This is a genomic window from Phyllobacterium chamaecytisi, from assembly GCF_020164455.1.
In the GTDB taxonomy this organism is placed as follows: Bacteria; Pseudomonadota; Alphaproteobacteria; order Rhizobiales; family Rhizobiaceae; genus Phyllobacterium; species Phyllobacterium chamaecytisi.
Genome location: NZ_JAIQWW010000002.1, coordinates 274,503 through 289,787, shown reverse-complemented (window position 1 = coordinate 289,787; position 15,285 = coordinate 274,503). Strand labels below are relative to the sequence as shown.

Below are 15,285 nucleotides of genomic sequence, written 5' to 3'. Positions count from 1 at the left end.
AGTGAAAATCGGGGATCTCGAACGCAGCCTTATCGTCTCCTGCCAGCCGGTTCCGGACGGCCCGATGGATCGTGCCGACATGGTCACGGCGTTTGCCTTGGCGGCGATCGCCGGAGGTGCAAGCGCACTCAGGATTGAATCTGTGGAATATGTGCGAGCGGTCCGCCAGGTGACGGATGCGCCGATCATCGGTATCGTTAAAAAAGATCTCGAAACGTCGCCCGTCCGCATCACGCCCGATGTGGCCGACGCGGTGGCGCTGATCGATGCCGGCGCGCAGATTGTCGCGTTCGACGCAACATCGCGCCCGCGGCCCGATTCTGTCGCAGATATCATTGCGGCCATTCACGCCAAAGGCGCTTTGGCGATGGCGGACTGTTCGTCGGTCGAGGATGGTCGCGCCGCGCTGGCCGCGGGTGCCGATTGTGTTGGGTCGACGCTGTCCGGCTATACCGGCGGACCGGTCCCCGATGCGCCAGATTTCGAGTTGATCGCCGGACTGCGGAAACTGACCCCTTATGTGATCGCGGAGGGCCGTATCAGGACTCCCGAGCAGGCAGCGGAGGCACTTCGCCGGGGCGCCTTCAGCATTGTCGTCGGCTCCGCCATCACCCGCACCGAGCATGCCACCTCGTGGTTCAAGCAGGCAATCGATGCCGGGTTTTCACGCAGAGCCAACCAAGCCGTACTTGCGATCGATATCGGCGGGACCAAGACGATGGCGTGTCTGGTGAAAGAAGGCAAAGTCATCGAGGAGGTCCAATTTTCTACCGACCACAATCTCGGTCCCGACGGCTGGATCGACGCTATCGCCACAAAGGTCGCCAACTGGCGCGGCTCCTACGGGAGGGTTGCTGCTGCCGTCACAGGGATTGTCGTCGACGGGCATTGGCAAGCGCTCAATCCGGCAACGCTCAACCTGCCGCAAGGCTATCCCCTCATCGACAGGTTGCGCGATACTTTCGGCGTTGATGCAATTGCAGTCAACGATGCGCAATGCGCCGCCTGGGGCGAGCACCGGTTTGGCGCCGGCGCGCAGAAGGACATGGTGTTCCTCACGATCTCGACCGGCATTGGCGGCGGCATCGTCATCAACTGCCGGCTCTTGCAAGGAACCGCCGGTCATTTCGGCTTGTTTCAGGGCTACTTCGAATGCTCGCATCGACCGCTCGAAGACAGCATTTCCGGCCACTGGATGAATGCGGAAGCCTGCAAGGCGGGCTATGAGCTGGAGGCACCGGCCATCTTCGCCGCAGCGAGGTCCGGCGCGCCCTGGGCATCGCATATTATCGCAATTTCTGCCCGCAGACTCGCTATACTCTGCCAGAACATACAGCTGGCGCTCGATCCGAAGTGTATCGTCATTGGCGGCGGTATCGGGCTTGCCGAAGGCTATATCGATCAGGTTCGGGGCGCATTTACATTTCCCAAAATATCGCTGCGTCCAACCCTTGTGAGTGCCGGTCTCGGCCGTCACGCGGGGGTAATCGGCGCGGCGGATCTCGCCATTGCACAATCCAACTCAATTATTGGAGGCTAGAACATGCTTAAATTTACAAAAATCACTTTATCGGCTCTCGCACTGATTACGACATCCTTGGGCGCCGCCAACGCCGCGGTTACCGTTCTAGGCTGGCCGGGCGGTTCGGAAGAAACCGCGTTGCGCGCTGTTGCCGAAGCTTACAACGCGCAAAGCGGCGTTGCCGACGCGGATAAAGTTGAACTGCTTTTCTATAGCCGCGACGGCTTCTACGACAAACTGCAGGCCGACATGGCGGCGGGATCGAGCGCCTTCGACATCAATCTTCTCGCGACATATTCGATCGGCCGCTATGCCTCCTATATGGAGCCAGTCGACCTTGGCCCGGATGCCGCCAAGGTATTTGGCGAGTCGGTGCTGAAGACCATGCAGTTCGATGGCAAGCAATATGGCGTCCCAACCGATCTCTCCTTGCATTTCATGTATTATCGCAAGGATCTCGTCGACGCCTTGCTCGCCGACCCGGCAGCCAAGGCCAAATATGCCGAGATCAGCGAGAAATATCTCGGCAAGGCCCTGGAGCCGAAGGCTCCCGACAGCTGGACCTGGGATGACTGGGCGGCGACCGCGCTTTATTTCGCCAAGTCCGTAAATCCCGAAAGCCCGGTTCGCTACGGCACGGTGCTGCAGATGAAGAACCTGCTTTTCAACATCATGGTGTGGCAGTCTGTGGCCCGTGCCAATGGCGGCGACTGGATGGATGCCTCGGGCAATATTACCATCGACTCTCCGGCTTACCGGACGGCGCTGGAACTTTACAAGAAGCTCTATGATGCGGGTGCTTCGCCGAAAGATTCGCTGTCCTACGAATACGCTGAAACGAATGCTGCGTTCGGCTCCGGTCAGGTGGCGACGGCACTGCAGTGGAATGCTGCAGCCAGTGAACTCACCGATCCCGCCAAATCTCCGGCGGTTGCCGAGAATGTCGGTATCGTTGCGCCCCCAGCCGGTTCGGCCGGGCGGGCTGACCATATCCATGGTCTCGGGCTTGGTATCAACAAGAACGCCAAGAACAAGCCAGGTGCCGCCAAGTTCCTCCAATGGCTGGCGACCGAGGACGCTGCCCTGCTTTATGCCCGCAGCGGTGGTTCGCCTGCGCTCCTGCCCGATGTTGCGGCAAAGATTGCCAAGGAGCGGCCGGATCTCGTTACGCTCGGTCAATATGCCGGCGCCTATGGCTATGTCATGACCGGCGCTACATCGGCCAATGCCTTCCCGGTTTACGAACTGCAGGCGAAGGAATTCACCGGCTACTGGTCGGGGCAGGAAACCCTGGACGATGCACTTGCAAACACGAAGGCTGGGATGGAGAAACTCCTGAAGCCTTAGGCCTCCCGCCGCGGTATCTCTCCCCTTGTGGGAGAGAAAGCGATTTCAGCATCTTAGCCCTTGCTAAGTGCTAGAAATCGCCAGAGAGGGGATTGGGTTGTGAGTTTTGACATCCCCTCTCTTGGATTTTCTAAGGATTTAGCAAGGGCTAAATCCAAGAAAATCCTTTCTCCCCCACAAGGGGGGAGATAAGCGGAGCAACTTATCCCAAGCCATTTGCAAAGGAAAAACATGGTCGATTTGGACCACAAAGGCTGGAGAATTTTTGCGAGCCCGCTGGTCGGCTTTCTGCTGCTTTTTCTCGGACTTCCGATCCTGATCGATCTTGTCTACAGCCTTTCCCGCGTCAGTTTCACAAATTTGCGCAGCCCGGAAATCGTCGGTTTCGGGAACTACGGCGAGGTGCTCGGCGATGGACAATTCTGGCGTGCCAGCTGGTTTTCGCTGCGCTTCGGCGTGATCACGGCAATTCTGGAATGTGTGCTCGGTCTCGGGCTTGCCGTGTTCCTGTCGCCTCTGATCGAGAAGCGCTCATGGCTCATGGCGCCGCTGATGTTGCCGCTGATGGTTGCACCGGCGATGATCGGGCTGATGTACCGGCTCGTGCTGCACGAGTTCGTCGGCCCTGTTCCGTATTATTTATATCTATGGTTTGGCGACAGCCCGTCATTCCTCAATGCGGAAAATGCCTTCTGGACCCTTGTCGTCGTCGAGACATTGCAGTGGACACCCTTCGCGCTGCTGCTCTTCTATACCGCCTATCGGGCCATTCCGGATGATGTGCGCGAAGCCTCGGCCATCGATGGTGCTTCCGCTCGCCAAATCTTGACTGCAATTGAATTGCCCCTGATGCGGCCGACGCTCATCTTCACTTTTTTCATCCGGTTTATCGATGGATTCCGCGTGTTCGACAACGTCTATACGCTGACCGGCAGTGGTCCCGGCGGCTCGACCACATCGCTGCCTATCTACATCTACGAGGCCTTCTTCAAGCAAGGCGCGATCGGCAAGGCCATCGCCGCCTCCGTCATCCTGTTCCTGGCGTCGTTCGTTGGTTTGTACGCGCTGACATGGCTATCGCGCCGCGGGAAAGGCGCCGCGTCATGATCAAACTCGCGCGCTGGATCGTCTATGCCGTGGCTGCTCTTGCCCTGAATTTTCCGGTTATCGTCACGCTGCTCACCTCCTTCAAGAGCGGCAAGGAAATATCGATCAATCCGGGATTCTGGATTTCGAGCCCTACCCTCGAAAACTATGCGACGGTTCTGCAGGTGAGCGACCGGTTGAACATTTTCGCCTATCTCTTCAACAGCCTGGCGGCCTCCCTGATCGGCACGGTGCTCGCCATGATCATTACTTTTCCGGCAGCCTATACCATTGCGCGCGGCAAATATGGCCGCAAGGTCCTGATGCCGCTGATCGTCAATCTGCGCGCGGTGCCGCTGATCATCTTTGCGATCCCGCTCTACATGATGTTCCAGTTTGCCGGCCTGCTCGATACACAGCTTGGCCTCGGACTGATCCTGACCATCGTCAATCTGCCGCTTTCGTTGATCGTCTTCGTCAACGCGATTGCGGAAGTTCCCATCGAAATCGACGAGGCGGCAAAGCTGGACGGTATGAGCAAATGGGGAATAATGAAGGGGATGATGTTGCCGGTCTGCCGTCCAGCACTGGCAACAGTCTTCATATTCGGGTTCATCACAGCGTGGAACGAATTCCTGTTCGGGCTGATGTTGACGTCAAACAGGGCTGTTCCGATGACAGTCGGCGCTTCGTTCTTCTTCGCGGCGAGCGGCGGCGGCATTCAATGGGGCGCGGCATCGGCCGTCATGATCGTCGGCGCGTTGCCGCCGATGCTCATCGGCATCATCATGTACCGACAAATCAGCGGTTCCATGACGGCAGGTGCGGTGAAGGGATAGGTAGTTCACAAAATCTCCCTTGCTGTCCGAGCCTCGCCGGTACAGACTTGAGCCAAAAATGCGGGGGATCATGCGTACCCAGATCGTTATCATCGGCTCGGGGCCATCCGGCCTGCTGCTCGGACAGCTCTTGAGCGATGCCGGGATCGGCAACATCGTCCTCGATCGCGTCGGCAAGGAATATATCCTCGGCCGCGTCCGCGCGGGGGTTCTCGAGGAAGGCACAGTCGAACTGATCGACAGGGCGAAATCCGGCACGAGGATGCACGTCGAGGGGCTACCGCATGATGGCTTTTCTCTTGTCTTCGACGGACGCGATCATCGCATCGACCTGACTGGCCTTACCGGCGGCAAGCGCGTCATGGTCTACGGCCAGACGGAGCTCACCCGCGACCTGATGGAACGGCGCGAAAAGAGCGGCGGCGAGAGCATCTATGATGCAAGCAACGTTCAGCCGCATGATTTCGATGGCAACTCGCCTTACGTCACTTATGAAAAAGCTGGCATCACCCATCGTATCGACTGCGATTTCATTGCCGGGTGCGATGGTTTTCATGGCGTCAGCCGCAAATTCGTCCCGGAGAAATCGCTGCGCGTTTTCGAGAAAGTCTATCCCTTCGGCTGGCTGGGCATCCTTGCCGATGTGCCGCCGGTCAATCAGGAACTGATCTATGCCAATCATCCGCGCGGCTTTGCGCTGTGCTCCATGCGCTCCGCGACCCGCAGCCGCTACTATGTGCAGTGCGCTCTCGACCAGAAGATCGAGGACTGGAGCGACGATCGCTTCTGGGACGAGTTACGGCGCCGCCTGCCTCCCCATCATGCGGACGCGATGATAACCGGACCTTCGTTCGAAAAGTCGATCGCGCCCCTGCGCTCCTTCGTTGCGGAACCCATGCGTTTCGGGCGTCTTTTCCTCGTTGGCGATGCGGCGCATATTGTGCCCCCGACGGGAGCCAAGGGGCTTAATCTGGCGGCGAGTGACGTCCATTATCTTTTCTCCGGACTTGCCGAATATTATCGCGATGGTTCGGATAGCGGCATCGACGCGTATTCGGCGCGGGCGCTTTCACGCGTCTGGAAAGCGGTGCGCTTTTCCTGGTGGATGACAACAATGATGCATCGTTTTCCGGATACGGGGGAATTCGACCAGAAGATCCAGGAGACCGAACTCGACTATCTCACCCATTCCCGCGCCGCTTCTACGGTGCTGGCGGAAAACTATGTCGGTCTGCCTTACTGAACGCGATTTTTAATTCGATCGGTCTATGGCTGGACCGGACACCCCGAGCTAGTGTTGGGAAGTCGCTCATTTGGATTCGCGCCCATGATCTCGCGTCACCTGCCGGCTTCGTCATATGTGGTACCGCTGGGGGCGCTGGCGCTTGCCATTGCTGTACAGCTCTTTGGTGTTCCGGGAGGCCCTGGACATGCATGGGTAACAGTTCTCGTTTCGCTTATCACTCTCGCCATTTTGCTCGTCACCGTGTTCGTCGTCCTTGAGCATGCGGAAGCCTTGGCATTCCGTCTTGGCCAGCCCTACGGAACGCTGCTGCTCACCTTCGCCGTCACGACCGTAGAGGTTTCAATCATCGTTTCGATGATGCTGCATGGCACAAACAACCCGACATTGGCGCGCGAGTCCGTCTTCTCGACGGTGATGATCGTCTGCGCAGGTGTCGTCGGCCTGTGTCTTACGCTTGGAGCATGGCTGCATCGCCAGCAGGATCTGAAACGGCAGGGAACAAGCGCCATTCTTTCGGTTCTGACCGCCTTGACGGTACTGACGCTCGTTCTGCCCAACTACACACTTTCGACGGATCCGGGCAGCTTTTCCCCTGTCCAGCTCATCTTCGTCAGCTTCTGTTCGGTACTGCTTTATGCGAGTTTCGTGTTCGCACAGACGGTGCGCCATCGCGACGACTTCCTCGATGAAAGCGCTGCCTATGTCGGGATCCACGCGGGAAATACATCCAGGCGAGCACTTTACGCCAACGCGCTTTTCCTGGTGATAGGACTGGTTGGCATTGTCCTGCTCGCGGAACAGGTCGCCGTCGGCATCGAGGATGGCCTTGCTGCGCTGAACGTCGCGCAGAGCGATGCGATCGTCGGCGCCTTTATTGCGACGCTGGTGCTTCTGCCCGAAGGTCTGGCCGCCATTCGTGCCGCGCTTAACAATGAATTGCAGCGCAGCCTCAACATTGCGCTCGGTTCGGCCCTGGCGACAATCGGGCTGACCATTCCAGCAGTCGGCATGGCAAGCCTTATCACCGGGCGAGAGCTCACGCTCGGCCTTTCGTCGGGCGATACGGTACTTCTGGCGCTGATCCTTTCGATCAGCATCCACAGCTTCGGAACAGGGCGGACCAACGTGCTCACCGGCATGGTGCATCTGGTCGTCTTCATCGCCTTCGTGCTTTTGCTTGCAGTTCCCTAAGACACGAGGCGCATTTACCGTATCGTAGCCGTATATTTGCCGCCGCTGCATTCCCAGCGCCGGGACGAACATCTATCGTTGTCGAGGTGAAACGGATCCCGGAGCAAATTCGATGAAAAGCAAATTCGGCAAAGTCATATTGGCGGGCGGTGTCCTCGGTCTCTGCCTGACAACGAGCGTCACGGCGGCAACGATCAAGGATCTGCAGGGCGCCTGGACCATGAACGGAACCAAGTGCGAGGACACATTCAAGAAGGTCGGCAAGACGGTCGAGTTCAAGGACCGGACGGCTTCGACTTCAACGGGATTGCTGATCAGCGGCAGCAAGGTCACAGGGCCGAACGCCGTGTGCACAACAAAGAGCGTGAAGAAACAGAAGGACCGGCTGTCGGCGACGTTGTCCTGCACCGATTCAATGATCGAAAGCGATATGACCCAGACGTTCAAGATCGTCGACGCGAACACGTTTCAGAGGTTCGACCCCTTCGGCGATAATATGTATGTCACCTACAAGAAGTGCGACATGTGATGTTCGAGCCTTGCCGCCCGCGCGCGGCGGGCTGGCTTGGCTGTCAGAAATGCATAACGACGCCGAAGATCGGTCCCTGCTCGACGACATTCATGACAAAACCGTCATTGCTATAGTCGACGCCAAGCGCCCGATAGCCGGCTACGGCTGAAACCTTTTCGTTGAAACTGTAGCCAATGCCACCGGCAACATCCCAGTCGACATCGGCACCACCGCCGCCAACAAGACCCCAGCCGGTAAAATAGACCTTGTCGGTGATCGAATATTTGGCACGAATGCCGCCGAGGCCATCGACCCAGGTCGCGCTGTCTTCACGCTTCACACCATCGAGAATGCCGCCGCTAAACGCAATCTCGGTGCTGGCATTCCAGACCCTCAACCCGGCGACAAGATCGAGGTTGCCTCTTTCGCTCTGCAGCACGGAATACCCAGCGCCGACGAGCCCGGCAAAGGTTTCGGAGGTCACGCTGACATTGTCCGCGATAATCCCTCGCGGCGTGCCCCGGCCACTGGAGATCTTCGTATACATGATATCGGTGAAAATGCTGTAGCGATCATAGCGCGCCTCGCCAATGGCCATAGCGGCAAAATCGAGCTCTTTGAGGATGTCGCCAAATTTCATGTCCATGTGCACTGTGGGCAGGCCGAACAGACCCGTATCCCCGGACATGCCCGCCGCCCAGAAATATGGGGCGACCGCAAAGGTCCAACCATCCTTTTCGGTTTGCTTGAGTTCCGGCGCCATCGGCGACGTGATGTCGGCCGCCGAGACCGGGCTTGCAAACAGCAAACCGGCCGCAAGCGCCGACGCCAAAGTATTAAAAAGTTTCATCGCTGTCCCCCTTTTGAACGTCGCGATCAGTCGTCAACCGAATCCCATGTATGGTCCGGATTGAATGACCTTATCTCTATAACCATCTTGTCGGTAGCCGGTCCGAGATCCTTTTCGTAAATGGTCCCATGATGACTGACGACGAAAGTCTTGATTCCGGTTTCGCCATATATTGCCGGCCAGGCGATCAAGGCATGTCCGGCGATCATGTTGCCATTGATGACAAAATCATACTTGCCGCCGGCAATGTTGCTGCCCTGGCCTTTGAGTATCCGGTAGCGATAACCGAAATAACCGCGGTCTGACTTCGCGCTGGCTTCGATCTTGGCGTCATCTCCGAAACTTCCGGCAGGGCTTTCCTCGCCGCCGTCCGATTTCCAGTAGAGCCCGTCGTGCTTTCCTTCTTCACTGATGAGCTTCTGAGCAAATTCGAGCACGCCATCATCATCGTGATCCTCCTGCGCGTAGGCAGTCTGCGCCGCGATGTAGCTGCGGCACGTCTCGATGGCCGCGGTTTCGTTCTCGCCGATCCGCCGCGCCAGAATCTCCTCGAGCCCCTTTTTCGTATCGAACTGCCAGCCGGCGTCCTGCTTGACCAAGGGGAACGGAAATGGCCAGGCAAGATTTCCGAGAATGACTTCCTTGCTGCCATCTTTCCGGTCTTTCAGTTCGGCGCGTTCCCCTGAGGCCTTCTGGAGGTCGGTCAAACGATCATCGAAGTCATCCGATTTCTTGGCCGCTTCGGCATTCAGACCAAGAACCTTGGCCAAAGCGTCGACGTCCTTCGCACCGAGATCCTTCTTCAAAGCATCAAGTGCCTCCCCCGGTTCCTTGAAAGTTTCCGATTTTGCGCCAACGAAACGTTGAAGCGAAGGCTCCGCCGCAATCAAAGGAGACGTTGCCGCTATCGAAAGGAATGCGGAAGCGAGAAGTATTTTCAAAGTTGAGCGATACATTTTCCTAATCCCTTCACAAGGAATGGTGATGGCTTCGACAGGTCACCGACGGCCACGGCCTCCGCCACCTCGACCTCCGCCGCCTCTGCCGCCGCCGCCGCGTTGCACCCTGGGGCCGCCACCGCCCCTGGCGCGCTGGCCGCCTCCCTGGACCCTGGAACCACCGCCAGCCTGGGCTCTGGGACGTCCGCCGCCGCCACCCAAACTGGCGTTGCCTCGCTGGGACGAAGCGCGAGCATCCCGACCAGAGCCATAATTGCCGAGGGAGCTTGGCTGCCTCGGACGGTTATCGACGCGGCCGCCGGCTGGCTGTTGCCGAGGGCGGTCGGGACGGCTTGCATTGGGCCTGTCCCGATTCGGTCGGTTAGCCCCTGCGCCTTGTCCGATGTTGCGGTTACCCGCGCCTGCACCTTGCCCGATATCGCGATTGGCCGGACGATTTGCACCTTGACCGGGACGATTGCCGGCGAAATTGCCGCCGTCCCTTTGCCTCAGTTGGTTCTGCACATCGCGGCGTACATCGCTGCTCTGGATTCTCGATCCGATTGCAGCCCCCGCGAGACCGGCACCTGCGGCTCCCGCGAGTCCGCCAAGGTTGCCGAGCTGGCCGCCGCTTTCCCTTAGATCGAGCCGGTTTCCCCTGTTCTCGCGAATATTGTTCGTGATGGAATCCCGGTCGAAATTGAATTTGCTGCTATCGAAATTGAGGTTGTTGATATTGTTCTTGTCAAAATTGAAATCGTTGCGATTGATTTCACCGATGTCGATGTCGACGTCCTCCCCTCCCCACGAGTGCCAATTATCCCAGTCGACCGCCGCACCGAAGACCGCTCCGGTGATAAATCCGCTCCAATAGGGAGCGTAGGGATAATAGTACGAAGGATAGGGATCGCCATAAACGATCGGGGCCGTCGCAACATAGGTCGGGCTGGTCAAGATGACGGGATCATAGGTCGGAACGTACGTCACTTCCTTTTTGGCAGGACGGATGATGACGTTGTTGTCGTTGTTCGTTTCCACGACAACCTGGTCATTTGACTTGATTGTACCATTGTCTACTGCCTTGTCGCGGAGTTCCTGTATCGCTATCAGCAAGTCTTTCTGCTGATTGACGACCGCCTCGCCCAGTTGCTGTGTCCATTCAAGATCGTCGTTCATCATCGTCAGAACTGTTGGATAGTTGAGAAGCGATATGACGCTTCCGTCCCATGATGGATCGGGTTTCGCATCCGGCTTGGCTTTCGCTTGATCCTGAAACCGTGCTGCCTGGACGATCTGAAGAGGATTGAGCGCGGCTGAAAGCACAAGGGCCACAAGGTCGTCGGGATAAAGCGCGATGCGCGCGGTCAGCGTTTGCAGTTCTGCCGCAGTCAGCAGTGCCGGCGCCGGCGCCACGGGTGCGGCCGGCGCTGTTGCGGCGGGCGCAGGCTGCGTCTGTGTCCAAGCCTGCATGCCCGGCCCGCACATCAGCAGCGCTGCCGAAGCCACGATGGCAATCGTTTTTTGGTGCAATGACATAGCGGCTCTCCTCAAATTCCACGTTCTGACGACGTGCGGCACCCCGGTAATTGCTTGCAGTCGGTTCGTTAGGGCATCAAACCTTTTCCACAGACAGGACGGCTCCGGTGGAGTCGATCAGGCAAGTCGAACGCTGGCCCTTGGAGTCGAGGATGATCTGATATTTGCCGCCATCCACCGCCGCCGAGCTCACGGGAAGGACCGTCGCGCTATCGCCGCCAAACTTTGTCGCCGAAGCGCTGGCGCAGGCCAGTTGCAAATCGGCTGGGGCCGTCTGCGCCGTGTTTCTTGCCATGTTTTCGGGTGTGGGGCTGTTGTCCGACACACATCCTGCCAGCGCCAATATACCACTCGCAACGATCATGAAGTTGATATTTTTCAAATGTCCTCGACCTGATTTGCAAAGCATCGTTTTCCCCCTGACTTTGCTACTCAAACACCTTTGTAGAGTGACGCGCCCTGCATGAGCACGATCACTTTCGCTCCGACCTGGATCTGTGAAGCCAGATCGACAATGTCTTCATTGTTCATTCTGATGCAGCCCGACGACACATTGAGCCCGATAGACCAGGGCTCCGGCGTGCCGTGGATGCGATAGATCGTGTCCTGATCGCCCTCATAGAGATAAAGCGCGCGTGCTCCGAGCGGATTGTCGGGACCGCCGGGCATTCCCCCTGCGAACTTCACGGCATTCGGGTCACGCGCCACCATCTCGGCGGGCGGCGTCCAGGTTGGCCATTCGGCTATGCGCCCGACGCGCACTATACCCGCCCATCCGAAACCGTCGCGGCCGACGCCGATGCCATATCGGACGGCTTGACCACCACCTTTGACGAGATAAAGGAAATGCTGGTTGCCATCGATGATGATGGTTCCCGGTTTTTCAGCGGTCCGGAACGGAACCATCTGCTTGCGGAATGCCTCGGGCACCTGACCGTTCGCCGCGTAATATTTGCGGGCTTTCTTGCTGTCATAGGCGATCCAGGTCCGGGTCTTCGTATCGTAGATCTGCGTCTTCGGAACCTGCGCCAATCCCGCCGCGATACCGCCGACGAGTAATCCTGCTACAGCCAGAAAAGCAGCTGATTTCATGCCAAGAAACGATGCGGAACTTCTTTTCATTTCGCCGTCCCCTTCAACCATTTTTGCACCCGGTCCGCATGTTTTCCGACCCATGCCTTGGCGTAGTCGGCTGGCGGTTGACGGTCGACTTCGACCGCATAGCTCATCTCGGTGATTTCGTCGGGCGTGAAATCGATGTTTTCAAGGAACTTGGTCACTTCCGGGCTCTTCGCCGCCAATGCCTTCGAATAGGCGATGTGGAAGCGCGCGGCATCCCAGGCGACGGGTGCACTCGATTTGGCCAGCCAATCGGGATCGTCCGCAGGCAGGATTACATGCCACTTGGACGCGTCGTGGGCGGGCTCATCAAGCTTGACGATGTCATGCAGCTTGAAGACGACATGGGGGCTGTAGCACGCAAATATGATCGGCTTATCTATCGCCTCGGCCGCATCGACCGCCGCCATGCCCATTTCCTCCGGCATTTCGAGAAGCCGCATTGTCTTGGCATAACCATAACTGTTCGCCCGAATACGTTCGATGACTGTCGATGACCATGTCTCGGCGCCAATCCACATCTCTCCCTGGCCATCGCCGTCCGTGTCGAAGGCTGCGGTCTTTTTCGGATCGAGAAGATCGGCGACCGCATGGATGCCCGTCTTATCGACTGTCTGCTTGGTCGTGCAAATGCCCTGCCAGGCGGGAACGCCGAAATCCGCGAGTTGGACTTTATCGCCGTATTTCTCCACCAGTGAATTGAGGTTCGGCAGCCAGACCTCCGGGTGTATGTCAACCTCCCCGGAAGCAAGCCCGGCGAAAGCGGTCATCGTCCCCATCTCCTCGACGTCGACGCTTTTGTGCATGTTCGCTTCGAGAGTTGTCTTGATGATGTTTGCGGTAACCTGGCCCGACGGCCAATTCGGCATGGCGACAACCAGATCGGCTGCAATTGAAGTCGCGGGAAACGTCATCCAGACTGACAGGACCAATCCCGCAAATTGACCGAGCCTCGTTAATCGTTGCCTCATCTGCCACGCTCCCACATGATATGATCGGCATTAGCAAGCATCGATTGCATTATCGTAAGTACGTAACTGTTAATTTTTGCCGGAAGAGCGTTTCCGGTGTAGAACTTAAAGGGTCCATTCGGACGCGTGGGGTGGTATGACACGGATTCTGATCGCGGATGACCATGAGATCGTCCGGCAAGGCGTGAAAGCGATCTTGTCGAAGCGGGATCGCTGGGAAATCGTTGGCGAAGCAGCCGACGGGCGCGACGCTATCGGACAGGCACGACTGACCGAACCGGAAATCGCCATTCTCGACTACGCCTTGCCCTTCATCAATGGTGTGGAAGCGGCGCGACAAATCCGGCTGCACAGTCCGAAGACCGAGGTCCTGATATTTACCCAGCACGACAATGAAGCTCTGCTGCGCAATATTCTTGAAGCGGGCGTGCGCGGCTATCTGTTGAAATCCGATGCCACGCAATATCTCATCCAGGCAGTGGAAGCATTGGAGCACCGCCAGCCGTTCTTTACCAAGACGGTGTCTGACATGCTCGTGTCATCCTATCTCGCTAAATCCGATGCTGCGTCGAGTATTCTCACCTCGCGCGAAACGGCAGTGGTCAAACTGATCGCCGAGGGTCACAGCAACAAGGAGACGGCAGCGGTGCTTGGCCTTAGCGAGAAGACCGTCGAAAGCCACCGCGCGGCTGCAATGCGGAAACTGGATGCCAAATCCACCGCGGCCCTTGTTCGATATGCCATAAGAAACCGGTTGATCGAGGCTTGACGATGGTTTCGCGCGAAATGTTCAAGCATTACCACTATTCCGCCGCCGCAATTTCCTCGAGTGAAAGCATCGACATGGATCATACCTCCGGAGCAGCTAAGCTGCCGCGGCCATCCCGCAGTCGCCTGGCCGCACTGCCGGTGCTTGGGCTCTTGCTCACGTTCGCATTGGCTGGTTGCGCCGGGCATGCCAAAGGCGTAATGGCTCCGGTGGCCGTGACGGGTGCAACGGGTGGTTCAACGGTCGACATGCTCGTGGTGACCAGCCGCGTACCCTCGCACGATCCGGCGACGTTGTTTACGGGGGAGCGCAGCCCGACGCCCTATTTGACGGATATCACCGTATCCATCCCTTCCGATGCCAAGCGCAAACCGGGAACAGTCCAGTGGCCGAAAAAGGTACCGCCGAATCCGGAAACGGACTTTGCCGTGACAAAAGTGCAGCAACTGCATTCCCCCGAAGAGGGACGCGCCTGGTTCCGCCAGCATGTCGTTAACGGGCATGCGATGGTCTTCGTCCATGGTTTCAACAACCGGTACGAAGATTCGGTTTTCCGCTTCGCCCAGATCATTCACGATTCCAAGGCGCAGGTAACGCCAATCCTGTTCACCTGGCCCTCGAGGGCACGCGTCTTCGATTACAATTACGACAAGGAGAGCACCAACTTCTCGCGTACTGCGCTTGAACAGGGACTGCAAACGCTTGCCAAGGACAAGGACGTCAAGGAAATCACGGTCATGGCTCACTCGATGGGAACATGGCTCGCCATGGAATCGCTGCGGCAGATGGCAATACGCGACGGCCGGGTGCAGCCCAAGATAAAGAATGTGATTCTTGCTTCGCCCGATATCGATGTCGATGTCTTCGCAAGGCAATGGAACGAACTTGGCAAGGACAAGCCGAAAATCACCATCTTCGTGTCACAGGACGACAGGGCCTTGAAGGTGTCGCGGTTGATCTCGGGCGATGTCGATCGTCTTGGCGCGATCAATCCGGCGGCAGAGCCTTACAAGACCAAGCTGGAAGCAGCCGGAATAACCGTCGTGGATCTGACCCAGGTCAAAACCGATGACGGGCTGCGCCACGGCAAATTCGCCGAAAGCCCGGAAATCGTCCAGCTCATCGGACAGCGGCTCGTGACGGGACAGACGCTTACCGATTCAGACGTTTCCTTCGCTGACGGCGTGACGGCGGTCGTGGCCGGAAGCGTCGGTACCGTGGGCAAAGTTGCCGCCACGACCGTGACCGCGCCGCTCACCGTGCTCGAGGGCAACAAGATCGAATATAGACGCCCTAAATCCGACAGGGTGAACGAGACCCTGAACAGCAAGTCACCCACGCCCGAGCTTAGCTATTAGGC

General features: G+C 57.9%; 15 protein-coding genes. 9 read left to right on the top strand and 6 right to left on the bottom strand.

The annotated features are described in order from the left end of the window. The first annotated feature begins 1 nt into the window (after window position 1). The 7 genes from LB462_RS05095 to LB462_RS05065 all read left to right on the top strand — a co-directional run bounded on the left by LB462_RS05095 (window position 2) and on the right by LB462_RS05065 (window position 7,760). Window positions 2–1,540, top strand: a complete 1,539-nt coding sequence (locus LB462_RS05095) for a putative N-acetylmannosamine-6-phosphate 2-epimerase (RefSeq protein WP_224506270.1) — start codon at window positions 2–4, stop codon at window positions 1,538–1,540. A gap of 3 nt (window positions 1,541–1,543) precedes the next feature. Continuing rightward, window positions 1,544–2,869 carry an ABC transporter substrate-binding protein gene (locus tag LB462_RS05090; RefSeq protein ID WP_224506269.1) on the top strand — a complete coding sequence of 442 codons (1,326 nt, stop codon included), beginning with the start codon at window positions 1,544–1,546 and terminating at the stop codon, window positions 2,867–2,869. Window positions 2,870–3,100: 231 nt separating this feature from the next. Continuing rightward, window positions 3,101–3,976, top strand: a complete 876-nt coding sequence (locus LB462_RS05085; RefSeq protein WP_224506268.1) for a carbohydrate ABC transporter permease — start codon at window positions 3,101–3,103, stop codon at window positions 3,974–3,976. After that, window positions 3,973–4,794, top strand: coding sequence for a carbohydrate ABC transporter permease (locus LB462_RS05080; RefSeq protein ID WP_224506267.1), 822 nt, complete (start codon window positions 3,973–3,975; stop codon window positions 4,792–4,794). Before LB462_RS05085 ends, LB462_RS05080 begins: the two co-directional genes overlap by 4 nt. A 70-nt stretch (window positions 4,795–4,864) precedes the next feature. Further along, window positions 4,865–6,037, top strand: coding sequence for a 4-hydroxybenzoate 3-monooxygenase (gene pobA, locus LB462_RS05075; RefSeq protein ID WP_224506266.1), 1,173 nt, complete (start codon window positions 4,865–4,867; stop codon window positions 6,035–6,037). An 84-nt stretch (window positions 6,038–6,121) separates the two neighbouring features. Then, the gene (locus tag LB462_RS05070) at window positions 6,122–7,231 is read left to right on the top strand and encodes a calcium:cation antiporter (RefSeq protein ID WP_224506265.1); all 1,110 of its coding nucleotides are present in this window, start codon (window positions 6,122–6,124) and stop codon (window positions 7,229–7,231) included. Window positions 7,232–7,343: 112 nt separating this feature from the next. Continuing rightward, window positions 7,344–7,760, top strand: coding sequence for a hypothetical protein (locus tag LB462_RS05065; protein WP_224506264.1), 417 nt, complete (start codon window positions 7,344–7,346; stop codon window positions 7,758–7,760). Between the two features lie 43 nt (window positions 7,761–7,803). Here the strand turns inward: LB462_RS05065 and LB462_RS05060 are convergent, their stop codons facing one another. The 6 genes from LB462_RS05060 to LB462_RS05035 all read right to left on the bottom strand — a co-directional run bounded on the left by LB462_RS05060 (window position 7,804) and on the right by LB462_RS05035 (window position 13,156). Further along, window positions 7,804–8,592: a hypothetical protein gene (locus LB462_RS05060; RefSeq protein WP_224506263.1), complete on the bottom strand. Its 789-nt coding sequence runs from the start codon at window positions 8,590–8,592 to the stop codon at window positions 7,804–7,806. A 26-nt stretch (window positions 8,593–8,618) separates the two neighbouring features. After that, the gene (locus LB462_RS05055) at window positions 8,619–9,548 is read right to left on the bottom strand and encodes a DUF2950 domain-containing protein (RefSeq protein WP_224506262.1); all 930 of its coding nucleotides are present in this window, start codon (window positions 9,546–9,548) and stop codon (window positions 8,619–8,621) included. A gap of 42 nt (window positions 9,549–9,590) precedes the next feature. Then, window positions 9,591–11,066 (bottom strand): DUF3300 domain-containing protein, encoded by a 1,476-nt coding sequence (locus LB462_RS05050; RefSeq protein WP_224506261.1) that lies wholly within the window; start codon window positions 11,064–11,066, stop codon window positions 9,591–9,593. A 76-nt stretch (window positions 11,067–11,142) separates the two neighbouring features. Next, window positions 11,143–11,448 (bottom strand): hypothetical protein, encoded by a 306-nt coding sequence (locus LB462_RS05045; RefSeq protein WP_224506260.1) that lies wholly within the window; start codon window positions 11,446–11,448, stop codon window positions 11,143–11,145. Window positions 11,449–11,498: 50 nt separating this feature from the next. After that, window positions 11,499–12,188, bottom strand: coding sequence for a L,D-transpeptidase (locus LB462_RS05040; protein WP_370637068.1), 690 nt, complete (start codon window positions 12,186–12,188; stop codon window positions 11,499–11,501). Then, window positions 12,185–13,156 (bottom strand): ABC transporter substrate-binding protein, encoded by a 972-nt coding sequence (locus LB462_RS05035; RefSeq protein ID WP_224506259.1) that lies wholly within the window; start codon window positions 13,154–13,156, stop codon window positions 12,185–12,187. Before LB462_RS05035 ends, LB462_RS05040 begins: the two co-directional genes overlap by 4 nt. A 136-nt stretch (window positions 13,157–13,292) precedes the next feature. Here LB462_RS05035 and LB462_RS05030 point away from each other — a divergent pair, with 136 nt between their 5' ends. Both LB462_RS05030 and LB462_RS05025 read left to right on the top strand, forming a co-directional pair. Next, a complete protein-coding gene (locus tag LB462_RS05030; protein ID WP_224506258.1) occupies window positions 13,293–13,925 on the top strand; it encodes a response regulator in 633 nt (210 codons plus the stop codon). 74 nt (window positions 13,926–13,999) lie between these two features. Beyond that, window positions 14,000–15,283, top strand: a complete 1,284-nt coding sequence (locus LB462_RS05025) for an alpha/beta hydrolase (RefSeq protein WP_224506371.1) — start codon at window positions 14,000–14,002, stop codon at window positions 15,281–15,283. Window positions 15,284–15,285 lie beyond the last annotated feature (2 nt).

Bases quoted from the DNA above. Each gene is read 5' to 3' on its own strand.
- LB462_RS05090 (WP_224506269.1), top strand. From the start codon at position 1,544: ATGCTTAAATTTACAAAAATCACTTTATCGGCTCTCGCACTGATTACG.
- LB462_RS05085 (WP_224506268.1), top strand. From the start codon at position 3,101: ATGGTCGATTTGGACCACAAAGGCTGGAGAATTTTTGCGAGCCCGCTG.
- LB462_RS05080 (WP_224506267.1), top strand. From the start codon at position 3,973: ATGATCAAACTCGCGCGCTGGATCGTCTATGCCGTGGCTGCTCTTGCC.
- pobA (WP_224506266.1), top strand. From the start codon at position 4,865: ATGCGTACCCAGATCGTTATCATCGGCTCGGGGCCATCCGGCCTGCTG.
- LB462_RS05070 (WP_224506265.1), top strand. From the start codon at position 6,122: ATGATCTCGCGTCACCTGCCGGCTTCGTCATATGTGGTACCGCTGGGG.
- LB462_RS05065 (WP_224506264.1), top strand. From the start codon at position 7,344: ATGAAAAGCAAATTCGGCAAAGTCATATTGGCGGGCGGTGTCCTCGGT.
- LB462_RS05060 (WP_224506263.1), bottom strand. From the start codon at position 8,592: ATGAAACTTTTTAATACTTTGGCGTCGGCGCTTGCGGCCGGTTTGCTG.
- LB462_RS05055 (WP_224506262.1), bottom strand. From the start codon at position 9,548: ATGTATCGCTCAACTTTGAAAATACTTCTCGCTTCCGCATTCCTTTCG.
- LB462_RS05050 (WP_224506261.1), bottom strand. From the start codon at position 11,066: ATGTCATTGCACCAAAAAACGATTGCCATCGTGGCTTCGGCAGCGCTG.
- LB462_RS05040 (WP_370637068.1), bottom strand. From the start codon at position 12,188: ATGAAAAGAAGTTCCGCATCGTTTCTTGGCATGAAATCAGCTGCTTTT.
- LB462_RS05035 (WP_224506259.1), bottom strand. From the start codon at position 13,156: ATGAGGCAACGATTAACGAGGCTCGGTCAATTTGCGGGATTGGTCCTG.
- LB462_RS05030 (WP_224506258.1), top strand. From the start codon at position 13,293: ATGACACGGATTCTGATCGCGGATGACCATGAGATCGTCCGGCAAGGC.
- LB462_RS05025 (WP_224506371.1), top strand. From the start codon at position 14,000: ATGGATCATACCTCCGGAGCAGCTAAGCTGCCGCGGCCATCCCGCAGT.